Source organism: Anaerovibrio lipolyticus LB2005, from assembly GCF_000621545.1.
GTDB lineage: Bacteria > Bacillota > Negativicutes > Selenomonadales > Selenomonadaceae > Anaerovibrio > Anaerovibrio lipolyticus_A.
The window spans coordinates 216,961-238,008 of the sequence record NZ_JHYA01000002.1 but is presented as its reverse complement, the minus strand read 5'-3'; the positions used below and the strand labels follow the sequence as shown (position 1 = coordinate 238,008).

Below are 21,048 nucleotides of genomic sequence, written 5' to 3'. Positions count from 1 at the left end.
AAAAAAAGGCCTTCCCCGCAGGGAAGGCCCGATCCTATAATATTTTACACACACAATACACTCGTATAATTATAGCTTAAACTTGCTGATTTCATTCTGCAGCTCCATTGCCATCTTGGAAAGGCTATCGGACGCATTGGAAATCTCCATTACGCTGGCACTCTGCTCCTCTGTTGCGGCAGATACGGTCTCAGCTTCCTCAGCTGCCTTTCTGCTGGCATCACCAATGGTTCTAATATGCCCCATAACTTCCTCTCCGTTGGCAGCCATGCCACTGATAGCGGAGGAAATATGCTGAACCTGACCGGAAACTGTCTCAACGATTTCAATAATCTTGCGGAAGCTCTCACCCATGCTGATAATATTCTGAGTACCAACACGAACCTCCTCGCTGCCCGCCTGCATACCAGCAACGGCATTGTCGGTATCCTTGCGGGTCTGCTGAATAAGATCAGCAATCTGGTTAGCTGCCTCCTGAGAGGACTCAGCCAGCTTACGAACCTCATCTGCTACTACGGCAAAGCCTCTTCCATGCTCACCAGCACGGGCAGCCTCAATAGCTGCATTTAGGGCCAACAGGTTTGTCTGTGCAGAGATATTTGAAATGGTATCCACGATCTGACCAATTTCTGCAGAGCGCTCACCCAATGCAGTAACCACTTCTGTAGACTCATTGGTGCTCTGCTCTATGCGCTTAATCTGTCCAATGGCCTGCTCCAGAGTCTTGCCTCCATCACGGGCTACCTCTGCGGCTTCACGGCCATGGGCTGCTGCTGCATCGGCTTCACCGGCAACTGTCTGAATGGTGTCGTTCAATTCCTCGATGGCCGTTCCAGTGGAGCTAACTGCTTCCAGCTGTTCATTAGTACCTTGGGCAACATTTACAATGGAATTTGCCACCTGGTTGGAGGCCTGTGCAGACTGCTCAGTGGTGGCATTCAGCTCCTCAGCGGCTGCAGCCAGACTATCAGAGGAACCGCTAACCTGCTTCATAACATTGCTTACACCCTGACGCATTTCACGAACCGCCGCAGCCAAAGCTCCCAACTCATTATTGGAGGTAATACGGCTTGGACGATTACGGAAATCACCTGCTGCCAAAAGATGCATTTCATCCATCATAACTGCAAGAGGTGCCATGGCTTTATTCACAGTAACAAGAACTCCCAAGGAAATCAAAACTATAAGAAGCAGGCTTATTCCTACCATGATTTTAAGTACATTGCCTACAGGGGCAAACAGCTCATCCTGATATGCAATGGTAGCCATACCCCAGCCAGTAGCCTTAATTGGGTTATAGAAGGCAATCATATCGTCGCCATCTTTATTGGTAAACTTATAGACACCGGCATCACCGGAAAGCATCTTTTCACCCAAAGTCTTGATTTCAGGATCACTGTCCTCAGAAATCTTTTTCTTCATGATGGCTTCTTCATCAGGATTTACAATGTAAGTTCCCTCCTTGGAAACCAAAAGGCTGTAGCCCTTTTCACCAAGCTTAAAGTCACTTACCTTCTCCATAACTGCATCAACATAGATAGCAGCCAATACCATACCTACATTCTGTCCATTATTGTCCTTTGCCAAAGCAATGGAATTCACAATAATCTTACCAGTGGCCTGGGAAATTACAGGGGATGCCATAAAGGAATCCTTGGCACCAGTCATGGTTTCCTTGTACCAAGCCTTATCTGCATTATGCATTTCCTTGAAGCCGGACTTTGTCTCACCATACAATACGCCAGAGCCATCAAAGGGACCCCAGCTGACGGAGTCATAAACCCCCGGATAAATCTTGTTCATGAGAGCAAGACGATATTTATTGTTCTCATTCATCCCCGCTGGATTATCCTTCAGCACCTTTGCAGAAGGAATATTTGCAGCATTCTGGGTCTCCAACATACGCGTCTCCAGCCATGCAGATACACCATCGGAGACCTCCTGAGCATTGTTCAGAGAGCTGCGTGTCAGCTGATCCTCAAAGGTACTTCCCACATACTTGAAGATTATTCCAGACATAATCACCAGGCCTATTATTACAATAGGCAACACATACATCAGGATTTCCGTCTTTACAGTACGGACATTCCCCTGATTTGAAATGTTGTTATTCGACATAATAACTCCATCCTTTCTTTTAGTTATCAAACTACATATTTGCTATGTAATTTTAGCCACTTTACAAATTATTTTTTCTACATTTATTGGCATATTCCTGCTTTTATCTGCGAAATATTTCTATAGATAATTTCTTTAAATTGAGTATTATTTTTCTTTTAAAGCAGGAAATTATTTATCAATAACGAATTTTAACAATGTACAGTGATTGTGTTACTAACGTAAAAGGACTTTATATAGGAGGTCACAGATTATGTTCGATAGTTTATTCAAATCAAATCAACCCAAAGCTGCCGCACCATCACCAGCAGAACGGATAGCCCCTAAGGCTGTTCGTCCGGCAGCTACACCTACTGCCAGTGCTGCATCCACCCCAGATACCAAGGTGGCTTATCTGTCCACCAGCGAGCTGAATTCTTCAGCATTAACTCCCCTCTTTGACGTTGCCGAAGGGCCTGCACTGGTTATCGGCTATGTTTCCCCAGACAACGACATGAATGATGTCGCTTCCAGCATAAAGGCCGTATTGCCTCCAAATGCCAAGCTGATTTTGTTAACCACCTCCGGTGAGCTGTGCAGACATGCTAGCAGCCGTACATTATATTGCGAAGCACCAGACAATCGTCGCAAGGTTTTACTTCAAGTATTTTCCCGCCGCATGATCGACAACATGTACATCATGACCATCAAACTGCCTAATGATGATCTGCGTCAAGGTCGCGTTGACATGAGCGTTGAAGATCGTGTTAGAAGAATGCAGCAGGAAATTGATAAACATAAGATTCCATTCCGCATGAATGTTAACCATACCTTTGGTTTATTATATATCGATGGTCTTTCCAACTGCGAATCCTTCGTTATGCAGGCATTCTACCAGAATGGTATGTTCCCTATTCCGTTTATCGGCGGCAGCTCCGCCGGTCTGTTGGATTTCCAGCATACTTATATCTACAACGACAGCCAGGTTCTGGAAAATGTTGCTGTGGCTGTTATCGTTCACACATCCAAGAACTATCGCTATGGTATTTTAAAGACTCAGGCCGTTGAAAGGGTAGGCAAATACTTCGACGTAGTAAATGCCAACTCCGCTCTGCGTTACATTTCCACTGTAGAAGACACCAACGGCGATGCTGTTCCATTCATTGATGCCCTTAAGAGAGAGCTGGGATGCTCCAGTGTCTCTGAGCTTAACGCAAAGATGCAGGAATACACCTTCGCCACCGATATAAAAGGTGAAAACTTTATCCGTTCCATTTCCAGCATTGATGAAAGCAACTACCGCATTAATTTCTTCTGCGATATTGAGTCCGGCGAGCGCCTCTACCTTATGAAACGCGTAGGACTGGAAAATGACCTCAAAAACGCTGTGAGAGAGTTTAATCAGGGCAAGCCTGCTCCAATTGGCGCTATCTTAAATGACTGCATACTCCGCCGTCTAGGTTATCCTGAAGAAATCAAGCACATTGATATGTTCAACGAATATCCTGTGGCTGGTTTCTCCAGCTTTGGTGAAATCAGTGGTCTGCACATGAACGAAACATTGACAGCTATTTTCTTCTACTATGAACCAAATGGCACTTCCTTCCACGATCAGTATCTGGATTATTTTGCTGGTCATTATGCGGCTTGTCAGGAATTCTTCCTCACCCGTGTAATCGCCCGTCAGCAACGTGTAGGTGTACTGAAGGATCAGGTGCTTGACCTCTTTGACGAATATCAGCAGAGCCTGCCATCCATTATCCGTACCATTTCCCAGATGTCCAAGGACGTTGATGCGGTTAAGGATTCCATGCAGGAGCTTTCCGGCGGTATCGATGAGCAGGGCTCCTACTTCTCACAGCTGCTGGAACGCAATTCAGAGATTACGCCAAAGCTGAAGCTCCTAAGCTCCAGCACTGAAAAGATAAATGATGTAATGCAGATTATTACAGATATTTCTTCCCAGATTAATCTGCTGGCTCTCAACGCCGCCATCGAGGCCGCCCGTGCCGGTGAACATGGCCGTGGCTTCGCTGTTGTAGCCCAAGAGGTTGGTAAGCTGTCCAAGAGTACCCAGGAGAGTGTTCAAAGCTCCGATGAAGCCATTAACACTCTGGTAAACGATGTTAAGGCCATCGATACCATTTTGGCAAAGAACAAGGAATTTGAAGCCAAAATTGATGAGTTTGATCAGCGCTTCTCCAAACAGGTAGCATCCGTTCACGATAGCCTGCAGCACAGTCTGGAGCAGATTTCCAAATCCACTCAGGTTATCAATGATTTGGACAGCGTTAACGCCACAGTTACCGAAAAACTCAAGGTTCTGCAGGAGACCATCCGCAACATCGAGCTTGGTATTTAATCAACTTCTAATGTAAAAAATTGCCGGTTCCTTTTGGGGCCGGCATTTTTCTTCGATATTCTTATAGAAAGGAGAGATTATTATGGATAAATTCAAAATTCTGCTTTTGACATTCAGCTTTATGCTATTATCTATATCCAGCTGTTTTGCTTGGGGATGGGGCTGGAATGACCTTGATGATATTGGTGACCGCCCCCTGATTCAGTATTATGCACACACTCTGGAAAACGGCTGGTCAGACCGGGCCAATGACGGTGAAGCCGCCGGAGATCCTTACGGTACTCAGACTATTGATGCCATACGGGTACAGTTTCTCACAGGGCGAAATATGTATGTCATGTATCGTGTTCACGTGCAGAATGGTGAATGGACTGGCTGGGCCATGAACGGATCCACAGCCGGTATCTATGGCAAGCCTATTGATGGTATACAAATAGCCTTAGGTAGCTGGAGAGGCGATTTATGGTCCGTTTCCTACAAGGGACGCATCAAGAATCAGGGCTGGTCCAGGGAATGGCTGCCAGAGGGAGAAATATTAGGCAATTTAAATGACCCTATTCTTTCATTTAGAGTAAGGATAGAATAATATATAAAAAAGCATTTTACCAAAATACAAAGAGCAGGGGTAATTGCCAACAGCAATAGGATTTAGATCTTTAAGAAATTATTTTTTACAAACCTGCATTAGTGATAAAAATTATTTGTTTGAGCGAAGCGAGTTATAATTTTTATCGCTATTAACAATAATGTAAAAAATAATTTTAGATCTTAATCCGTGCTGGAGGTAATGCCCCTGCTCGTTTTACAATATATTGTTTTATGATACTGTCTCTGGCTGCTGAGCCTTAATATACATACACCGCATAGCATTAAGAATAGCCAAAACTGCCACTCCCACATCGGCAAATATAGCCGCCCACATGCTGGCAAAGCCAAGGGCACCAGCGACTAAAACCAATACTTTAATACCAATGGCAAACCAGATATTCTCCTTTACAATTCTGAGGCACTTACGGGACACGCGGATGGCTGTGGCAATCTTAAATGGATCATCATCCATCAAAACTACATCGGCAGCCTCTATGGCCGCATCACTTCCCATGGCTCCCATGGCAATACCGATATCTGCCCTGGAAAGCACAGGTGCATCATTAATACCGTCCCCCACAAAGGCCAATGCTTCATCCTCACTACGTTTACCGGCGAGTAGCTTCTCCACTTCACTGACCTTATCCTGAGGCAACAAATCACTTCTTACCTGGTCAAGGCCAAGCTCTGCTGCGACAACGTCAGCTACAGCCTTTGCGTCACCAGTCAGCATAATGGTCTCACGGATTCCCTGGGCCTTAAGTGCTTTTATAGCCGCCTTACTATGTGGCTTAGGAGTATCAGCAACCACGATATGACCCTCGTATTCACCATTAATGGCCACATGGACTATAGTGCCACTATGCTCACAAGGCTTCCAATTAATGCCAAGATCCTCCATCATACGCGCATTTCCAACACAAACCGTATCGCCATTAATAATGGCCTTAATACCCCGGCCGGCAATTTCTTCTGTATTTTCTATATGGCAATCGTCATGCTCATTCGGATAGGCCTCCAAGAGAGAAAGGGCAATAGGATGGGATGAATAGCGCTCCACATGGGCTGCCAAATGGAGAAGCTGGTTTTCATCCAGCTTTTCCGGATGAATAGCTACTACACTAAATGTGCCCTTAGTCAGAGTACCAGTTTTATCAAATACAACTGTTTTAGTTTCCGACAAGGTTTCCATATAATTGGAGCCCTTTACCAGAATACCATGACGACTGGCCGCCCCCAGTCCTGCAAAAAAGGATAAAGGAATAGATATAACCAGTGCACAAGGGCAACTGATTATCAGGAAGGTCAAGGCCCTATACAGCCACTCCCCCCACATGGGTTCACTGTCCATAACAGTTAAAACCACTGGTGGAATTACGGCCAAGGCGATAGCTGCCCACACTACAATAGGGGTATATACCCGGGCAAACTTAGTAATAAATTCCTCAGACTTAGACTTTCTGGAGCCTGCATCCTCGATAAGTTCAAGGATTTTAGAGGCCGTAGACTCACCAAATTCTTTAGTGGTACGCACCTTCAGCAAGCCATTTAAATTGATACTGCCGGAAATTATTTCATTACCTGGTTCAACATCCCTAGGAAGTGATTCACCAGTAAGAGCTGCTGTATTTAAAGTAGAATGACCTTCTAACACAATTCCGTCAATAGGAACCCTTTCACCGGGCTTAACCACAATAACAGAACCAATTTCCACATCATCTGGGTCCACCTGCTCCAACTGGCCATCCTCATTTTCCATATTGGCATAATCCGGAGCAATATCCATTAAGTCTGCAATATCCTTGCGGCTCTTGCCCACGGCATAGCTTTGGAACCATTCGCCAATCTGATAAAACAACATTACCGCAATAGCCTCTACATAATCACCACTACGATACAACGCCAGGGCAATGGCACCTAAAGTGGCAATTGCCATCAGCAGATTCTCGTCAAAGGGCTGACGGTTTCTGATTCCCTTCACAGCCTTTATCAATATATCATGTCCGATTATAAAATATGGAATGATATATAAGGTAAACCTGAACATTCCATCAGCCTCGATAAAATTTAAGGCAATCATAATGACGGAGGTGATGACTATGCGTATCAGATTTTGTTTTTGTTTTTCATTCATGGCAATCTCCCCTTGCAGCTTAATACTGCTCTCATTTATTCAAAGAAGATTTCGCAGTCTGGTTCCACCTTGCGGCAATCAGCCAATACATTTTTCATAACCTCATTTGGCTCAACCCCATCTTCAAATTCAACCTTCATCTTCAAGGCCATGAAATTTACAGAAGCAGCCTTAACGCCATTAACCTTATTGGCTGCATCCTCCATCTTAGCAGCACAGTTTGCACAATCCACATCAATTTTATAGGTCTTTTTCATAATAATATTCCTCTCTTTCTTTTCCTGCATACATCCAAATAATTGTCAGTCAATAGTACGGACAATTAAGTAGTTATTTAATCGTTCTCTATGTCTATATATTAAACAATTGCTTAATCGTTGTCAAGTGAATAATTAAACTTTTGCTTAATTGTTAATTTCTGCTATAATTAATTAAAATACAATATATAAGATCGTTATTCCAGCATAAGGAGTGCTTTATCCATGACTACACTTCCCCATAACCACCATAGCCATGAAGAAGAACAATATATAGTTGAAAATATGCCAGCAGAATGTACCATTGCCGCTGTAGCAGAAGCCATGAAGCAGCTTGGTGATCCTACAAGATTACGTATATTTTGGCTGCTTTGTCACACGGAAGAATGTGTGGTGGATATTGCGGCCTTTATGAATATGTCTTCCCCGGCCGTATCTCACCATCTACGGGTTCTTAAAAACACTGGTCTGGTAACCACACGCCGTGAGGGCAAGGAGGTATACTATACCGCTGCTGATACCCCCATGGTGAATAAACTGCACCATACCATTGAGGAAATCGCAGAAATCAACTGCTGCGACCAGTAAAATAATACTTATGAAAAGCAACGACCATGTAAGAGCTTACCTCTCCTACATGGTCGTTTACATTTCAACGAGACTGTATATACCGTTGAACTCTTTACAATATATCAATTATTTCCCCGGCCAGGGCCTTGTTCATGGATCTCACGGCGCAGAATTTTCCGCACATGCTGCAGGTATCTGCATGGTCATCCTCAGGAGCACGGGAGTCGCGGATAGACTTGGCTGTTTCCGGGTCCAGAGCCTCCTTGTACTGGGCATCCCAATCCAGCTTTCGTCTGGCATCTGCCATACGGTCATCCTGATCGCGAGCCCCCGGCAAGCCCTTGGCAATATCTGCCGCATGGGCTGCTATCTTACTGGCAATAATACCTTCCCTTACATCATCCACGTTTGGCAGGGCCAGATGCTCTGCTGGGGTAACATAGCACAAAAAGGCTGCGCCACTCATGGCTGCTATAGCACCACCAATGGCAGCAGTAATATGATCATATCCCGGAGCAATATCCGTAACCAATGGTCCCAAAACGTAGAACGGGGCACCCTTGCATATTGTCTGTTGCACCTTCATATTGGCGGCAATCTGATCCATTGGCACGTGACCCGGCCCCTCCACCATAACCTGTACATCCTTGTCCCAGGCCCGCTGAGTCAGCTCACCCAAGCGAATAAGCTCCTCTATCTGCACTCCATCGGTAGCATCAGCCAGACATCCTGGACGACAGGCATCTCCAAGGCTTACCGTTACATCGTATTCACGGCAAATGTCCAAAATCTCATCATAATATTCGTAGAAAGGATTTTCCTCCCCCGTCATGGACATCCAGGCAAAAACTAGAGAGCCCCCCCGCGAAACGATATTCATCTTCCGCTCACCCTTGCGAATCTGCTCAATAGTCTTTCTGGTAATACCGCAGTGGAGAGTAACAAAATCCACACCATCCTCAGCATGAAGTCTTACAACATCCACAAAATCCTTGGCCGTAAGAGTTGCCAAATCCCTCTGATAGTGAATCACCGCATCATAAACCGGCACAGTCCCCACCATGGCAGGGCATTCCCGGCACAGCTTCTGTCTGAAGGGCTGGGTATTCCCATGGGAGGATAGATCCATAATAGCCTCTGCTCCCAGATTAACGGCGCTCATAACCTTTTGCATTTCTATATCATAGTCCTTGCAGTCCCTTGATACACCAAGATTAACATTTATCTTGGTTTTCAGCATACTGCCTACCCCATTTGGCTCAAGGCTCTTATGATTTACATTGGCAGGAATGGCTACCTTCCCCTGGGCCACCATATCCATAATAAAGGAAATCTCCCTGTTTTCCTTTTTGGCTACAGCCTCAATCTCCGGGGTAACAATTCCCTTTCTGGCCGCCTCCATTTGTGTTGCATACTCTCTTTTCATTTCTTTCTTACCCTCCATAAATAAAGCAAGCAAGATGAAAGCATACTGGCTTTCATCAGCCCTTACACGAAATCTAGAGCTCATCTTCATCTTTCAGATTCGATTCGCTAAGATTTCATAGTAAAAGACAGTGCCCGTTTGGACACTGCCTTACTTGTTTATATATGGATCAGAGCAAGGCCACATCAACCCTATATGCTCTGTAAGCATTCCTACGTTGGCATTATCCAAATCAGGTTCAGTGTCGTGTGTCTTTTCATACACACCTCTCAGCATTTCCGCTCCCCTCGCTATTCTGTTACCTCTTAAATATATCACTGTATATAGATTATGACAATTATTTTTCATAATTAATCATAATTTGCCTTGTTTTTTAAGCCTCATTTGACTGCTTGATATAAGCCTCCATGGTTTTATATGCCTTGCCACTGTCGATCATTTCAGCCGCCAGTTCAATACCAGCCTGCATGGTTGGTGCCTTCTGAGCCACATAAAGGGCCAGTCCCGCATTCATCAGCACAGCATTTCTCTTGGTTCCCTGAATTTTACCAGACAAAACGCCTTTGGTAATCTCAGCATTTTCCTCGGCAGTGCCTCCCACCAGTTCATCCTTGCTTCCACGCACCAGACCGAAATCCTCAGGACAAATCTGGGTAGTACGATAATAGCCATCCTTAAGCTCGCATACAGTGGTGGGAGCACTTGGAGATACCTCATCCAGACGATCCTTACCGTGAACCACCACAGCATTGGCTACACCTAGCTTATCCAAAACCTTGGCTACCGGCTCCACCAAATATTCATCGTAAACACCCAGCAGGAAGTAGTCCGGATTGGCTGGGTTTGTCAATGGACCAAGAATATTAAATACTGTTCTAAAGCCCAGCTCCTTGCGGATAGGACCAACATACTTCATAGCACTATGATATTTCTGGGCAAAAAGGAAGCACATGCCACAGCCGTTAAGCATCTCCAATGCCTTTTCAGGACTCTGCTGAATATTTGCTCCAAGGGCCTCCTGCACATCAGCAGTACCGGATTTGGAGGAAGCCGCCCTATTTCCGTGCTTTGCCACCTTTACCCCAGCTGCAGCAATAACAAAGGCAGAGGTAGTGGAAATATTAAAGGTATTGGAACGGTCACCGCCGGTCCCCACAATTTCCAGTACCTTAAGGCCAGGGTGTGGAACCGGGGTTGCTAGTTCACGCATAGCTGCTGCACAGCCGGAGATTTCCGCTATGGTTTCCGCTCTGGTGCTCTTGGTGGAAAGAGCTGCCAAAAAGGCTGCATTCTGGGTTTGGGAGGTCTGGCCCTTCATAATTTCATTCATTACAGTGTACGCCTCATCATAGGTCAGGTCCTCTTTTCTTACGATTTTTTCAATTGCTTCTCTAATCATTTTTTTGGCTCCTTTCAAACAGCAAAACATTTTTTTGAAAGCTCTTAACTGCTTTCCTTCCAGCAGCCTGACCGAAGTGTGGGCAAATAATAAAAACGCCCTCAACGATAAAAACTATCGTCAAGGGCGAGAATAAACTATTCCCGTGGTGCCACCTAGATTTGCGACTTCACACACTCAGCAGGATACCATCATATCCCCGGCAACTAACGTATGCCTTCACGTCATGAGATACTCTGCCATGTACAAAATCCATTGCATTTCATCATGCCCTCTGTGGTCCATTTACAAATCAGCGTTCTGTCCGGCTCTCAGCTTCCCGGACTCTCTGTGAGTGCCCCTTTTGCTTGATCTCCACATCATAGGTTTGTTCAATATTTTTTTGAACCTGTTAGTATTAAACTGCAAAAATCAAAAAATGTCAAGGTAAATGTTACTTTACATTTTGCTGGTATCGATAGTACAGTCACATTGTCCTTCCACTGTGCACACTGAAAAATACTTTTCCTCCAGGGGAATCCAGCGTGACTCAAACATTTTTGCTCCTTCAGCACCATTTCTCCTAATAATACGCTCCATCTGCTCATCAGGAGACACCGTCATAAATATGCGATAATCATATATATTCACCAGTGAAGGATGGCAGCTATAGGAGCCCTCCACAATGCATAGGTTACCTGGACGGATAATCACCGCTTCCTGCAAGGACTGGCTTTTGCAGTCAAATCTCTGATACGGAAGCTCCAACGCACCTTTTCGCAAAGGCTCAAGTACCTCCGACAGGAACCGTTCATGGTCCACATTTTCCCCTGGCGTACTCAGTCGTGCTGCAGTACGTTGCTCCGGACGCAAAAAAAAGTCATCCATGTGAAAGACCGTGGCCCCGGTCTGTTCCTTCAAATACTGGGCCAATGTAGTTTTTCCGGCACCACATCTGCCATCGATAGCTATAATTACCCGTTTATTCCTGTTCCTCTCCACCAGGGAATAAATTTTATTCAATATGCTTGTTGACGATATACTATATTTTTCTTTCAAAATAAATCCCCCACTTTACTACCCGTATAGTATAACATAAGCGGATGGCAGGTGGGGGAATATTATACTGTTATTGTGCACCCATTACTGCTGTACCTCTCCCAGAGAGAATTTCAATTTCCAGAAATCATCCACTGGGCGATTTTCATTAATGAGCTTTATTACCTTCAGCACCCCGCCATGGGATACCACCACGGAATCACCGTCAAAGGCGTCTATTTTCCGTTCAAGACCCTTCCAGCACCATTCAACACGCTGATAAAATTTCTTGAAGCTCTCTCCCTGAGGAAATCGGAAATTAATCCAATCCTCCTGCCATTCAAGGCATTCCTCCGGATATTTCTCCTTTATTTCCTCGTAATCCATGCCTTCCCAACGGCCAAAATCTATTTCCGTCAGATAAGGCACCACTTCTATTTGGCAGGGAACATCCAGATTTTCCTCCAAAATACAGGCTGTCCTAAAAGCCCGCTGTAAAGGGCTGGTGAAAATGGCCACCTTATGGGCAGAATTATCCTTCAGCAACTCTGAAAGCTCTTGTGCGGCCTCTCTTGCCTGAGCCCTCCCCTGCTCTGTCAATAGGGTATCCAATCTGCCATAGTAACCCCTATGGCAATTTCCCTCAGATTCTCCATGTCTTACCAAATAGGTTGCCATTGTTCTCACCTACTTATCAAATTAATTATTTTTATGACGATTTTGCCCGACAGGCTTCCATAGCTTCAGCCTCCAGATGGGCCATCTGATCAATATGGGCCACTGTATAAAGCATTGTACGCAATATATTCAGCTCCAAAATAGCACCTGTACCCTCACCCAAAGCCAAACCAGCTCTAATAGGCACCTCATCTTCATTAATGCCCCCCAGGGCCAAAGCGTATTTCATCCCCGGCTCCTTGGAAAGATGAGAAGGTATCATTGCACGGGCAACATCAGGATGAATTTTGGCAGCACAGGCAAAGGCCACTGCCGTAATAAAGCCATCCAGTACAAATGGAATACGCAGCTCACCGCAGCGAACCATGGCACCACATAGGGCTGCAATATCGAAGCCACCCACATAACGAATTATATCCTGTGGTGTTCTCAAAAATTCCTTATATTTCCTCACTGCATCAGCTATAACCTGTCGCTTGCGCTGTATAACCTCCGGAAAAGCTGGATTGGCTCCATATCCCACAATAAATTCTGCGGAGATACCAGAAAGGGCATGAAGGACCGCAGAGGAAGTGGTAGTATTTCCTATACCCATTTCCCCAAAGGACAGTATATTGTGTCCCTGTCTTACAGCCTCATCCACCTGTTCATAGCCAACGTCATAGGCTCTTTGAAACTCCTCTGCCGTCATGGCCGGTTCCTTCAGAAAATTTCTCGTTCCCTGACGAACCTTGCGGTTAAGTCCTACAGATTCCTCGCGCTTGATCCCCACATCCACTACCAGCCAAGGAATGTTATTGGACTGGCAAAAACAGCTGATGGTTGACAGCCCCAGCATCATATTTCTGGCCTGCAAATATGTTATGTCCTGAGATTGGCGCACTACACCTTCTTCCACTATACCATTATCTGCCGCAAAAATAAAATGAAAAGGCCTAAGATCAAACTGTATTGTCTTCCAAGCCCGCATCAATTTCTGTATCTGAAGCTCCAACAAGCCCAGACTCTTTTTAGGCACTGCCATCCTTGAGGTTAATCTTGCTGCTTCATCCATCTGTACCATAATTTTGCCTCCTTAGATTTTCAGTTCAACACCACTTTTCTTCTCCCGCATGAGGATTTCCGTCAAATGAACTACCTGGGCTCCGGCCTCAATGGGTGGTATACCATTGCTGTAAATGTTTGATACCACTGTGCGCTGGGATTCTGGCTTCTTTGGACTGGATTCATAAGCCATATATACACTCATGCTTTCCCCAGTGGCCAGTCCCGGTCTTTCCCCAATTAGTTGTATTGTAACCTTGGCTCCCAGGGCCTCACTGATTCTGTCCATGGTGGCTACACGGCTATAGCGGACAAATATGGGGGTTCCTACCTTGTATTTTTTCTCTCTGAAGCCATCCATCATAATGGCATACATATCCTTCAGATTGGCATTTATAGCAAATCCGCTAAGACCATCCGCCACGATTATCTGCACATCAGGCTGGTGAATGCAGTCCCTCTTTATGGCCTCAGTAGTTTCCTCAGAGAAAATACGCCCCAAATCCGGCCTTCTGACATATTCCTCCTTGTTATTGACCATGGTCTGAACCTTGTAAAAGCCCATTTCGTCCACCAGAGATTCATCTATCTCCGTCCAAACTGCATCCTGGGCAATAGCATGGTCGGCCCGAAATTTCAGCAATGTTTCAGTCTTGAAGCGGTCACCAGCTCGCCCTACCCCCAGTCGGGCATTAGTGGTCTTTTTCAGGCGCTTTACCAGCTCCAAGCTTTTCGGGTTATCAATTAACACCTTATCCTTAACCTCCGGCAAGGATACATCAGGTACAAATTCTTCTTTCATCATACGGCACTCCTTAAATGCATTTCCTGCTCTCTGCTGATGAACAATGACGGATCACCGGCGATTTGTGAAAGATTTCCCAGCTCATCAAAAATCCCCAGCTCCTTCATACGCTTCTCAAATGGAGCGATTGTCTGCTTTCCGCTTAATCTGCGTAACGCTGCTGCATCATGGTAGCTGGTGGTCTGATACATGAGCATTACATCGTCCCCTGCTGGTATTCCCATAATGTAGTTGCAGTCAGCCATGGTCAACATCATGGCCAAATTTTCCAAGTCATTCTGGTCTGCCCGCATGTGGTTGGTATAACATACATCACAGCCCATAGGAATACCGGTGAGCTTGCCCATAAAATGATCCTCTAGCCCCGCCCGAATCATCTGACGGCCATCATAGAGATACTCAGGACCAATAAAACCAACCACTGTATTTACCAAAAACGGATTATACCGCTTGGCGAAGGCATAGCAACGGGCCTCCATCACCAGCTGGTCAGCACCATGATGTCCATCAGCCGACAGCTCAGAGCCCTGGCCTGTCTCAAAATACATGAAATTAGGGCCTGTTGAACTTTTTCTTTCCTTCATGATGGCGTAAGCCTCGTCAATCAGGGCAACATTTATGCCAAAGGCACGGCTGGCCACCTCAGAGCCTGCAAGACTTTGAAACATTAAATCCATAGGGGCCAGATTCCTTTCCAGAACCTTCATCTGGGTGGTAACATGAGCCAATACGCAATTCTGGGTTGGAATATCCCATTTATACATGAAATCCTTAAATTCCTTAAGTATATCCGCCACGCTATCTATGGCATCCACTGCCGGATTCAGTCCTATAACCGCATCCCCTACGCCATAGCTGATACCTTCCATAACTGAGGCCATTATTCCAGCCACATCATCGGTGGCATGATTTGGCTGTAATCTGGAGGATAAAGTTCCCGGCTTACCAATAGTAGTATTGCAGGTGGCCTCCACATGCATTTTCTTGGCAGCATATACCAAATCCATATTTGACATGAGCTTAGCCACGGCAGCAACTATTTCAGAAGTCAAAGCCGGACGAATAGCAGCGATTTCCTTCTCCGAGGCTGATAATAAAAATTCCCGGAATTCTCCAACAGTCATTGCCTTAATACGGCCAAAGACCTCCTCATCTACTGAATCCTGATCCACTCTGGTTATGTCATCATCTTCATAGGGAACCACTGGATTATTGCGCAAATCCTCTAAGGTCATATCAGCCAATACTGTCTTGGCGGCAATTCTTTCCACTGTAGACTCCGCAGCCACTCCGGCCAATATATCTCCCGATTTTTCCTCATTTGCTTTGGCCAAAACCTCCTTCACATCCTTAAAGGCATAAGTGTGACCAAATAATGTCGTTTTTAATCTCATATAACTAACCTACCTTCAGCTCTTGAATATCAATGTCTTCACCGCCACAGGAACTATGCCGGATACAGATTTTCCCACATCCACATAATCTCCATCCGCAGCATGAATACGATCCAGGCAAATAACATGATGCTGACTGGCAAACTGTCGAAGCAGCATTCCCAAGGCCTTTGCAAAATCCTGTTCCACAATAACCAGCAGAATATCCCCCTCATTTCTTGTGATATCCGCTAAAGCCTTGGCTACAGCCTTAACTGCACTGTATTCAGGGGATCTTTTCCCTGCAAAGGCTATGGCCACCTGCTGAGACTGAGGATAAAAACGCCTCTTTCTCCTATATTCCTCCTTCAGCTCATGCCCCTGTTCCGTATGGTCAAGATGTAACACCGGGATATTTGTCAATGGCACACAGCCATCATCCATAATCACCGTACTGCCACTAATTCGTACAGAATAACTGCCAGCACCAATGACAGTGGCTCTAATCTTTTCCCGTGGCTCCAATAAAGTTATCCCGCACTCCCGACTGAATATACGGCGAATAGAGGCTCCCAACAAAGGACCAATATCCCCGTATTTATTTACCTCCCGGATATCAACATAGCCTCCATCCCATGAGCTGTCATAAATACATTCAGCCACACCACCGGAAAACATCACCCTTTCAAATTTCTTATACTCTATACCATGATTGATGAATAATTTTTCCTCAACAGCAGTTAATTCCTGTCCCTGACAAATATGCAGAAGTACCATGGCCAATGCATCAGTAAGCTGCCTAAGATAATTCAGCTCCACCTTGTCACCTATTTTCAGGGGCAGGGACATTTCATTAATCAGCGGTATAAGGCGGTCAGAAATATAAGTAATTTTCCCATTCTCATCCAAACGCACCAGGCGTCCACCAATATCCAAAGCAAAGGAATCCTGTATTTCCTCGTTGGAAAATACCGCAGCATTGGTGGTACCTCCACCGATATCAAAATTTATAACCGCTCCTTCCCATACCCTTGAAGCAGCTGCGGCCCCAGAGCCAAAGCCGGCCAAAACAGATTCCAGATCCGGACCGGCCTCGGCCACCACGAAGTCACCTGCCTCTGCTGATAGTCCTTGAAGGGCTTGTCGGGCATTTTCCTTGCGGGAGGTTTCACCAGTTATAATCACGGCTCCCGTGGAAATATCCTGACGCTTTATGCCCGCCAGATGATATTCCTTTTGTAATATAGAAATTAACGCAGGGATATCAATACGGTTATCCTCCATCATAGGTGTAAAGTATATCTTGCTTTTATAAATTATCTCTTTTTCCTTGATACGGATTTCGGGAACCGCCGTATATGATATATTTTCCAGCTTTATGCGGCTGAATATCACCTGTGATGTGGTGGTTCCCAAATCAATACCGGCACTTAGAATTTCCTGCTCCATAATTTATTCCTGATCCAAATCATCCATAACACCAAATTCTTCTTCGTATGGACGGATATGCTTATTGCCATGGATAAAGTAATATGCAATAGCCACTATATAAATACCAGCCACATAAGGAAGAGCAGCACTAGAAGCCATTACCAGACTTACTACACAGAAAATAGCCATTACCATGCTGATAATTGGAATAATAGGATAGGACACACGGAACGGGCGCTTCAGATTTGGTTCCTTGTTACGCAAAATAAACAGGGAAATCAAAGAAGTAACATACATAACAACGGAGCCATAGCAAGCAATGGTGATTACCAAATCAGTAAGACCTGTAAGTGCTGTAAAGAGACATACAATACCTGGCAGGATCAGAGCCCATACAGGGGTATGATGCTTTTCATCAATATGTGCCAGGAACTTTGGCAGATAGCCGGTACGGGCCATAGCATAGGTCTGACGGGAATAGCCCACGATAATACCATGGAGAGATGCAACCAAACCGAAAAGGCCAATACCACTCATGAGAAGAACCGGCATGGAACCATCACCATATACAGAAGCCAAAGCCAATGGCAATGGGAAATCAACAGCAGAAACAGCCTCAACGTTACCAAGGCCGGCGGTAAGGAACAAAGTTAACGCAGCCATAACCAGCAGAGTAGCCATACCACTAAGAAAGCCCTTTGGAAGATCCTTCTGAGGATTTACCATCTCCTCAGCACTCATGGCACCGCCCTCAATGGCCAGATAGAACCAGATTGCAAAAGGAACAGCTGCCATTACACCGCTGAAACCGTTTGGAAGAAGAGGCTCAGCCATTACCAGTGCAGGATCAAAATGAGGAGCTGCCAGGAACCAGTACACCACCAAACCAAGGAGAGCAATTACTGTTACAGCCAGCTCAAAGGTGGCAGAGGTTTTCATTCCCAAATAATTCAGGAAGATGAAGAAGAAAAATGCAGCTACAGTTGCCACCATTGGGTCAATTATCGGAAGCAGGGCATGTACGTAACCACCTACAGCCAAGGCAATAGCCGGTGGAGCAAATACAAACTCTATAAGGCAGCTGATACCATTAAGATAGCCGCCAAACTTACCCAGCGCACGGCGGGCATAGGCTGAAGGACCACCAGCATGTGGAATTGCTGTTGCCAGCTCCGAATATGACAAAATAAAGGTTACATAGAAAATAGTTACCGGTATAAGAGCCAATGCCAGGCCCATAACACCGCCCTCGGCAAAGCCATAGCTCCAGCCGAAGTAATTACCGGATATAACAAGGCCTACTGCCAATGACCACAAATGAATAGGCTTTAATACACGACTTAAATCTTCTTCCTTCTTTGGTACTTCCATTACTGCAGTACCACTATAATTCATGCTCATACATATTCCTCCCTTACTACTTTGCTTTAAACAAAAAAGCCGCCAAAGCTTCTCGTCAGAAACTTCGACGGCCCCATTGCCAAGCATATAAATATAATACCTAGATAACTACACTGACAGAAAAAGCTTCGCCTTACAGTGCCAAGGGCACTGGGGCGAAGCTTCATTGCTAGTCAGTATCAAGTTATGGGCTTAATATAAACTATTATTTTATTTTTGTCAACACTTTAAACAAAAGATAATTTTTATTCTTCATTGTCACTGGCTGCCAGCTTCTCCTGATATGCAGCGATAGCCTTGGACTGTACATCCTCAGGAGCCTGATCGTAGCGGGAGAATTCATAGGAGAAGTCGCCCCGGCCACCAGTCATAGAGCGAAGCACCGTACTGTATCCATAGAGCTCCATCTGCGGAATCTCCGCTTCAATAATCTGCTTACCATTCATCGGGGTCATGCCCATTACACTGCCCCGACGCTTGTTCAGGTCACCAATAACATCACCTATATAGGAATCAGGCACCGTTACCTTCAGCATTACAAATGGCTCCAAAAGGACTGCTCCTGCCTCCATAATCCCCTTCTTGAAGCACTGCTCTGCAGCAATCTTAAAGGAATTCTCTGAGGAATCAACGGAGTGATAAGAACCATCATAAAGGGTGGCATGAACGCCAACTACAGGATAGCCTGCCAATGGTCCCCGCTCACAGCCTGCGGCAATACCCTTTTCAACAGCAGGGAAGAAATTCTTTGGTACTGCACCGCCTACAACCTCTTCATCAAATACATACGGATCATTGGTGCCAGATGGACCAAAGCGCATCTTTACATGACCATACTGGCCGTGTCCACCAGTCTGCTTCTTGTACTTAAACTCCACATCAGAACGCTTCTTTATGGTCTCACGGAAGGCAACCTTCGGTTTCTCTGTCTTAATCTCAGCCTTATACTCATTGAGAAGTCTGGACTGGATAATTTCCAGATGCAGGTCACCCATACCATAAATCAAGGATTGACGGTTGGCATTATCACGTTCAAACTTAAAGGTCTGATCCTCTGCGGCAATCTTCTGCATTGCCATAGCAATCTTATCCACGTCACCCTTCTTAACCGGCTTCCATCTCATGCAGGTATAAGGTGTCGGCAAATCCATCTTGGCATATACCACTGGATTATTCTTTGTAGACAAGGTATCACCAGTCTTAACCGCCGTCTGCTTGGCCAAAGCACCCAAATCGCCAGCATGAAGCTCAGGAACCTCAGTAGCCTTGTTACCACGCAGTACGTACAGCTTACCAATTTTAAACTCATTGCCGGTACGCACATCATACATTATATCATCGGCCTTAACTACACCAGAGCGAATCTTTATCAAGCTGTAAAAACCAATAAATGGATCCGCGATAGTCTTAAACACAAATGCAGTTTTTGGCTTAAGAATATCAAAGTTTGCCTCGAAAATCTCATTTGTCTGGGCATTAATACCAGACATTTTGCGATTATCAGCGGATGGCATATACTTTACAATGTCGTCCAGCAAGGTATACACACCGCGCTGAGCAATACCAGATCCTGACTCCACAGGAATGATGGAACCATCGGAAATAGCACTTCTTACTGCCGCACGAATCTCTGCCTCTGAGAAAGAGTCACCTGACAAATAACGGTCAAGAAATTCTTCAGATGTTTCTGCAACGGCCTCCATCAATGAATCATTATACTGATTGAGGTAGCTTACGGAATAGTCCGGAACCTCCTCCTCCACGGCCTCTTCCCCCTGATAACGGAAGGCCTTTTTCTGAATTACGTTGATATAGCCTGCCAGCTTTTCATCCTCACGCAACGGCATATTGAAAGGTGCAATCTTCTTGCCGAACATAACATTGAGATCATCCAGCACCTGACGATAGGAAACAGAGTCAATATCCATATCTGTAATAAAGAAAATTCTTGGCAGGTGATACTTCTCGCAAAGATCCCACGCACGCTCTGTACCTGCCTCCACTCCGGCCTTACCGGAAACCACAATAATAGCACCGTCCGCTACGCTCATGGCCTCATTGACCTCGCCCTCAAAGTCGAAGAATCCTGGAGTATCAAGAACATTAATCTTAAAATCGTCCCATTCAACAGGAACAACAGAGGTAGATATGGAAATCTGTCTTTTAACTTCTTCCTTCGTACAATCGGAAATAGTGGAACCATCCTCTATCTTGCCCGGTCTTGACACTATACCGCTCAGATAAGCCATTGCTTCAGCCAAGGTTGTCTTTCCGCAGCCACCATGGCCCAGCAAAACCACATTACGAATTTTGTCAGTAGTATAAACCTTCATGTTAACCCCTCCAAATTCTCTTAGAAGCCTCTCTCGATATCTTATTTATGATTCTTTAATTGTTCCCCTAATTATCGAAGCCTCCTCACAAAAAAATCCTATGCTTTTAATATTCTCTAATTATGGTCAAATT

At 45.2% G+C, this 21,048-nt stretch carries 16 protein-coding genes and 1 riboswitch; of the genes, 3 read left to right on the top strand and 13 right to left on the bottom strand.

Annotation, left to right across the window (positions count from 1 at the left end):
* Positions 1-69: 69 nt before the first annotated feature.
* Entirely contained in the window at positions 70-2,118 is a 2,049-nt protein-coding gene (locus tag T355_RS0102845; protein WP_027396436.1) for a methyl-accepting chemotaxis protein, read from the bottom strand.
* 253 nt (positions 2,119-2,371) lie between these two features.
* On the opposite strand from T355_RS0102845, the gene T355_RS0102840 reads away from it, so the two are divergent.
* Both T355_RS0102840 and T355_RS0102835 read left to right on the top strand, forming a co-directional pair.
* Entirely contained in the window at positions 2,372-4,459 is a 2,088-nt protein-coding gene (locus T355_RS0102840) for a methyl-accepting chemotaxis protein (protein ID WP_027396435.1), read from the top strand.
* Between the two features lie 82 nt (positions 4,460-4,541).
* Positions 4,542-5,045: a hypothetical protein gene (locus T355_RS0102835; RefSeq protein ID WP_027396434.1), complete on the top strand. Its 504-nt coding sequence runs from the start codon at positions 4,542-4,544 to the stop codon at positions 5,043-5,045.
* Between the two features lie 231 nt (positions 5,046-5,276).
* Here the strand turns inward: T355_RS0102835 and T355_RS0102830 are convergent, their stop codons facing one another.
* Together T355_RS0102830 and T355_RS0102825 are read right to left on the bottom strand one after the other, a co-directional pair.
* Positions 5,277-7,181 (bottom strand): heavy metal translocating P-type ATPase, encoded by a 1,905-nt coding sequence (locus tag T355_RS0102830; protein ID WP_027396433.1) that lies wholly within the window; start codon positions 7,179-7,181, stop codon positions 5,277-5,279.
* A 35-nt stretch (positions 7,182-7,216) separates the two neighbouring features.
* Positions 7,217-7,438: a cation transporter gene (locus T355_RS0102825; protein ID WP_027396432.1), complete on the bottom strand. Its 222-nt coding sequence runs from the start codon at positions 7,436-7,438 to the stop codon at positions 7,217-7,219.
* Between the two features lie 225 nt (positions 7,439-7,663).
* Here T355_RS0102825 and T355_RS0102820 point away from each other — a divergent pair, with 225 nt between their 5' ends.
* Entirely contained in the window at positions 7,664-8,026 is a 363-nt protein-coding gene (locus T355_RS0102820; RefSeq protein ID WP_027396431.1) for an ArsR/SmtB family transcription factor, read from the top strand.
* 94 nt (positions 8,027-8,120) lie between these two features.
* Here T355_RS0102820 and thiC read toward each other — a convergent pair whose 3' ends face one another.
* The 10 genes from thiC to T355_RS0102765 form a co-directional block, all read right to left on the bottom strand.
* Positions 8,121-9,434 carry a phosphomethylpyrimidine synthase ThiC gene (gene thiC, locus T355_RS0102815; RefSeq protein ID WP_027396430.1) on the bottom strand — a complete coding sequence of 438 codons (1,314 nt, stop codon included), beginning with the start codon at positions 9,432-9,434 and terminating at the stop codon, positions 8,121-8,123.
* Between the two features lie 192 nt (positions 9,435-9,626).
* Positions 9,627-9,732, bottom strand: a riboswitch (TPP riboswitch).
* A 75-nt stretch (positions 9,733-9,807) separates the two neighbouring features.
* Positions 9,808-10,833, bottom strand: coding sequence for an anthranilate phosphoribosyltransferase (gene trpD, locus T355_RS0102805; protein WP_027396429.1), 1,026 nt, complete (start codon positions 10,831-10,833; stop codon positions 9,808-9,810).
* A 438-nt stretch (positions 10,834-11,271) separates the two neighbouring features.
* Positions 11,272-11,871, bottom strand: coding sequence for a uridine kinase family protein (locus T355_RS0102800; protein WP_051555328.1), 600 nt, complete (start codon positions 11,869-11,871; stop codon positions 11,272-11,274).
* 84 nt (positions 11,872-11,955) lie between these two features.
* Positions 11,956-12,528 (bottom strand): histidine phosphatase family protein, encoded by a 573-nt coding sequence (locus T355_RS13300; RefSeq protein WP_051555327.1) that lies wholly within the window; start codon positions 12,526-12,528, stop codon positions 11,956-11,958.
* 31 nt (positions 12,529-12,559) lie between these two features.
* The gene (locus tag T355_RS0102790; protein WP_231482969.1) at positions 12,560-13,591 is read right to left on the bottom strand and encodes a nicotinate-nucleotide--dimethylbenzimidazole phosphoribosyltransferase; all 1,032 of its coding nucleotides are present in this window, start codon (positions 13,589-13,591) and stop codon (positions 12,560-12,562) included.
* Positions 13,592-13,603: 12 nt separating this feature from the next.
* Positions 13,604-14,377: an ethanolamine ammonia-lyase subunit EutC gene (eutC, locus tag T355_RS13295; protein WP_231482968.1), complete on the bottom strand. Its 774-nt coding sequence runs from the start codon at positions 14,375-14,377 to the stop codon at positions 13,604-13,606.
* Positions 14,374-15,771, bottom strand: coding sequence for an ethanolamine ammonia-lyase subunit EutB (locus T355_RS0102780; RefSeq protein WP_027396426.1), 1,398 nt, complete (start codon positions 15,769-15,771; stop codon positions 14,374-14,376). The genes eutC and T355_RS0102780 overlap by 4 nt, the downstream gene beginning before the upstream one ends.
* Before the next feature lie 15 nt (positions 15,772-15,786).
* A complete protein-coding gene (locus T355_RS0102775) occupies positions 15,787-17,199 on the bottom strand; it encodes an ethanolamine ammonia-lyase reactivating factor EutA (protein ID WP_027396425.1) in 1,413 nt (470 codons plus the stop codon).
* A 3-nt stretch (positions 17,200-17,202) separates the two neighbouring features.
* Complete coding sequence (gene eat, locus T355_RS0102770) at positions 17,203-18,582, bottom strand: ethanolamine permease (protein WP_081777589.1); 1,380 nt, start codon at positions 18,580-18,582, stop codon at positions 17,203-17,205.
* Between the two features lie 245 nt (positions 18,583-18,827).
* The gene (locus T355_RS0102765) at positions 18,828-20,915 is read right to left on the bottom strand and encodes an elongation factor G (RefSeq protein WP_027396423.1); all 2,088 of its coding nucleotides are present in this window, start codon (positions 20,913-20,915) and stop codon (positions 18,828-18,830) included.
* Positions 20,916-21,048 lie beyond the last annotated feature (133 nt).

Excerpts from the sequence above, each read along its gene's own strand:
- T355_RS0102845 (WP_027396436.1), bottom strand. The coding sequence starts at position 2,118 with ATGTCGAATAACAACATTTCAAATCAGGGGAATGTCCGTACTGTAAAG.
- T355_RS0102840 (WP_027396435.1), top strand. The coding sequence starts at position 2,372 with ATGTTCGATAGTTTATTCAAATCAAATCAACCCAAAGCTGCCGCACCA.
- T355_RS0102835 (WP_027396434.1), top strand. The coding sequence starts at position 4,542 with ATGGATAAATTCAAAATTCTGCTTTTGACATTCAGCTTTATGCTATTA.
- T355_RS0102830 (WP_027396433.1), bottom strand. The coding sequence starts at position 7,181 with ATGAATGAAAAACAAAAACAAAATCTGATACGCATAGTCATCACCTCC.
- T355_RS0102825 (WP_027396432.1), bottom strand. The coding sequence starts at position 7,438 with ATGAAAAAGACCTATAAAATTGATGTGGATTGTGCAAACTGTGCTGCT.
- T355_RS0102820 (WP_027396431.1), top strand. The coding sequence starts at position 7,664 with ATGACTACACTTCCCCATAACCACCATAGCCATGAAGAAGAACAATAT.
- thiC (WP_027396430.1), bottom strand. The coding sequence starts at position 9,434 with ATGAAAAGAGAGTATGCAACACAAATGGAGGCGGCCAGAAAGGGAATT.
- trpD (WP_027396429.1), bottom strand. The coding sequence starts at position 10,833 with ATGATTAGAGAAGCAATTGAAAAAATCGTAAGAAAAGAGGACCTGACC.
- T355_RS13300 (WP_051555327.1), bottom strand. The coding sequence starts at position 12,528 with ATGGCAACCTATTTGGTAAGACATGGAGAATCTGAGGGAAATTGCCAT.
- T355_RS0102790 (WP_231482969.1), bottom strand. The coding sequence starts at position 13,591 with ATGGTACAGATGGATGAAGCAGCAAGATTAACCTCAAGGATGGCAGTG.
- eutC (WP_231482968.1), bottom strand. The coding sequence starts at position 14,377 with ATGATGAAAGAAGAATTTGTACCTGATGTATCCTTGCCGGAGGTTAAG.
- T355_RS0102780 (WP_027396426.1), bottom strand. The coding sequence starts at position 15,771 with ATGAGATTAAAAACGACATTATTTGGTCACACTTATGCCTTTAAGGAT.
- T355_RS0102775 (WP_027396425.1), bottom strand. The coding sequence starts at position 17,199 with ATGGAGCAGGAAATTCTAAGTGCCGGTATTGATTTGGGAACCACCACA.
- eat (WP_081777589.1), bottom strand. The coding sequence starts at position 18,582 with ATGAGCATGAATTATAGTGGTACTGCAGTAATGGAAGTACCAAAGAAG.
- T355_RS0102765 (WP_027396423.1), bottom strand. The coding sequence starts at position 20,915 with ATGAAGGTTTATACTACTGACAAAATTCGTAATGTGGTTTTGCTGGGC.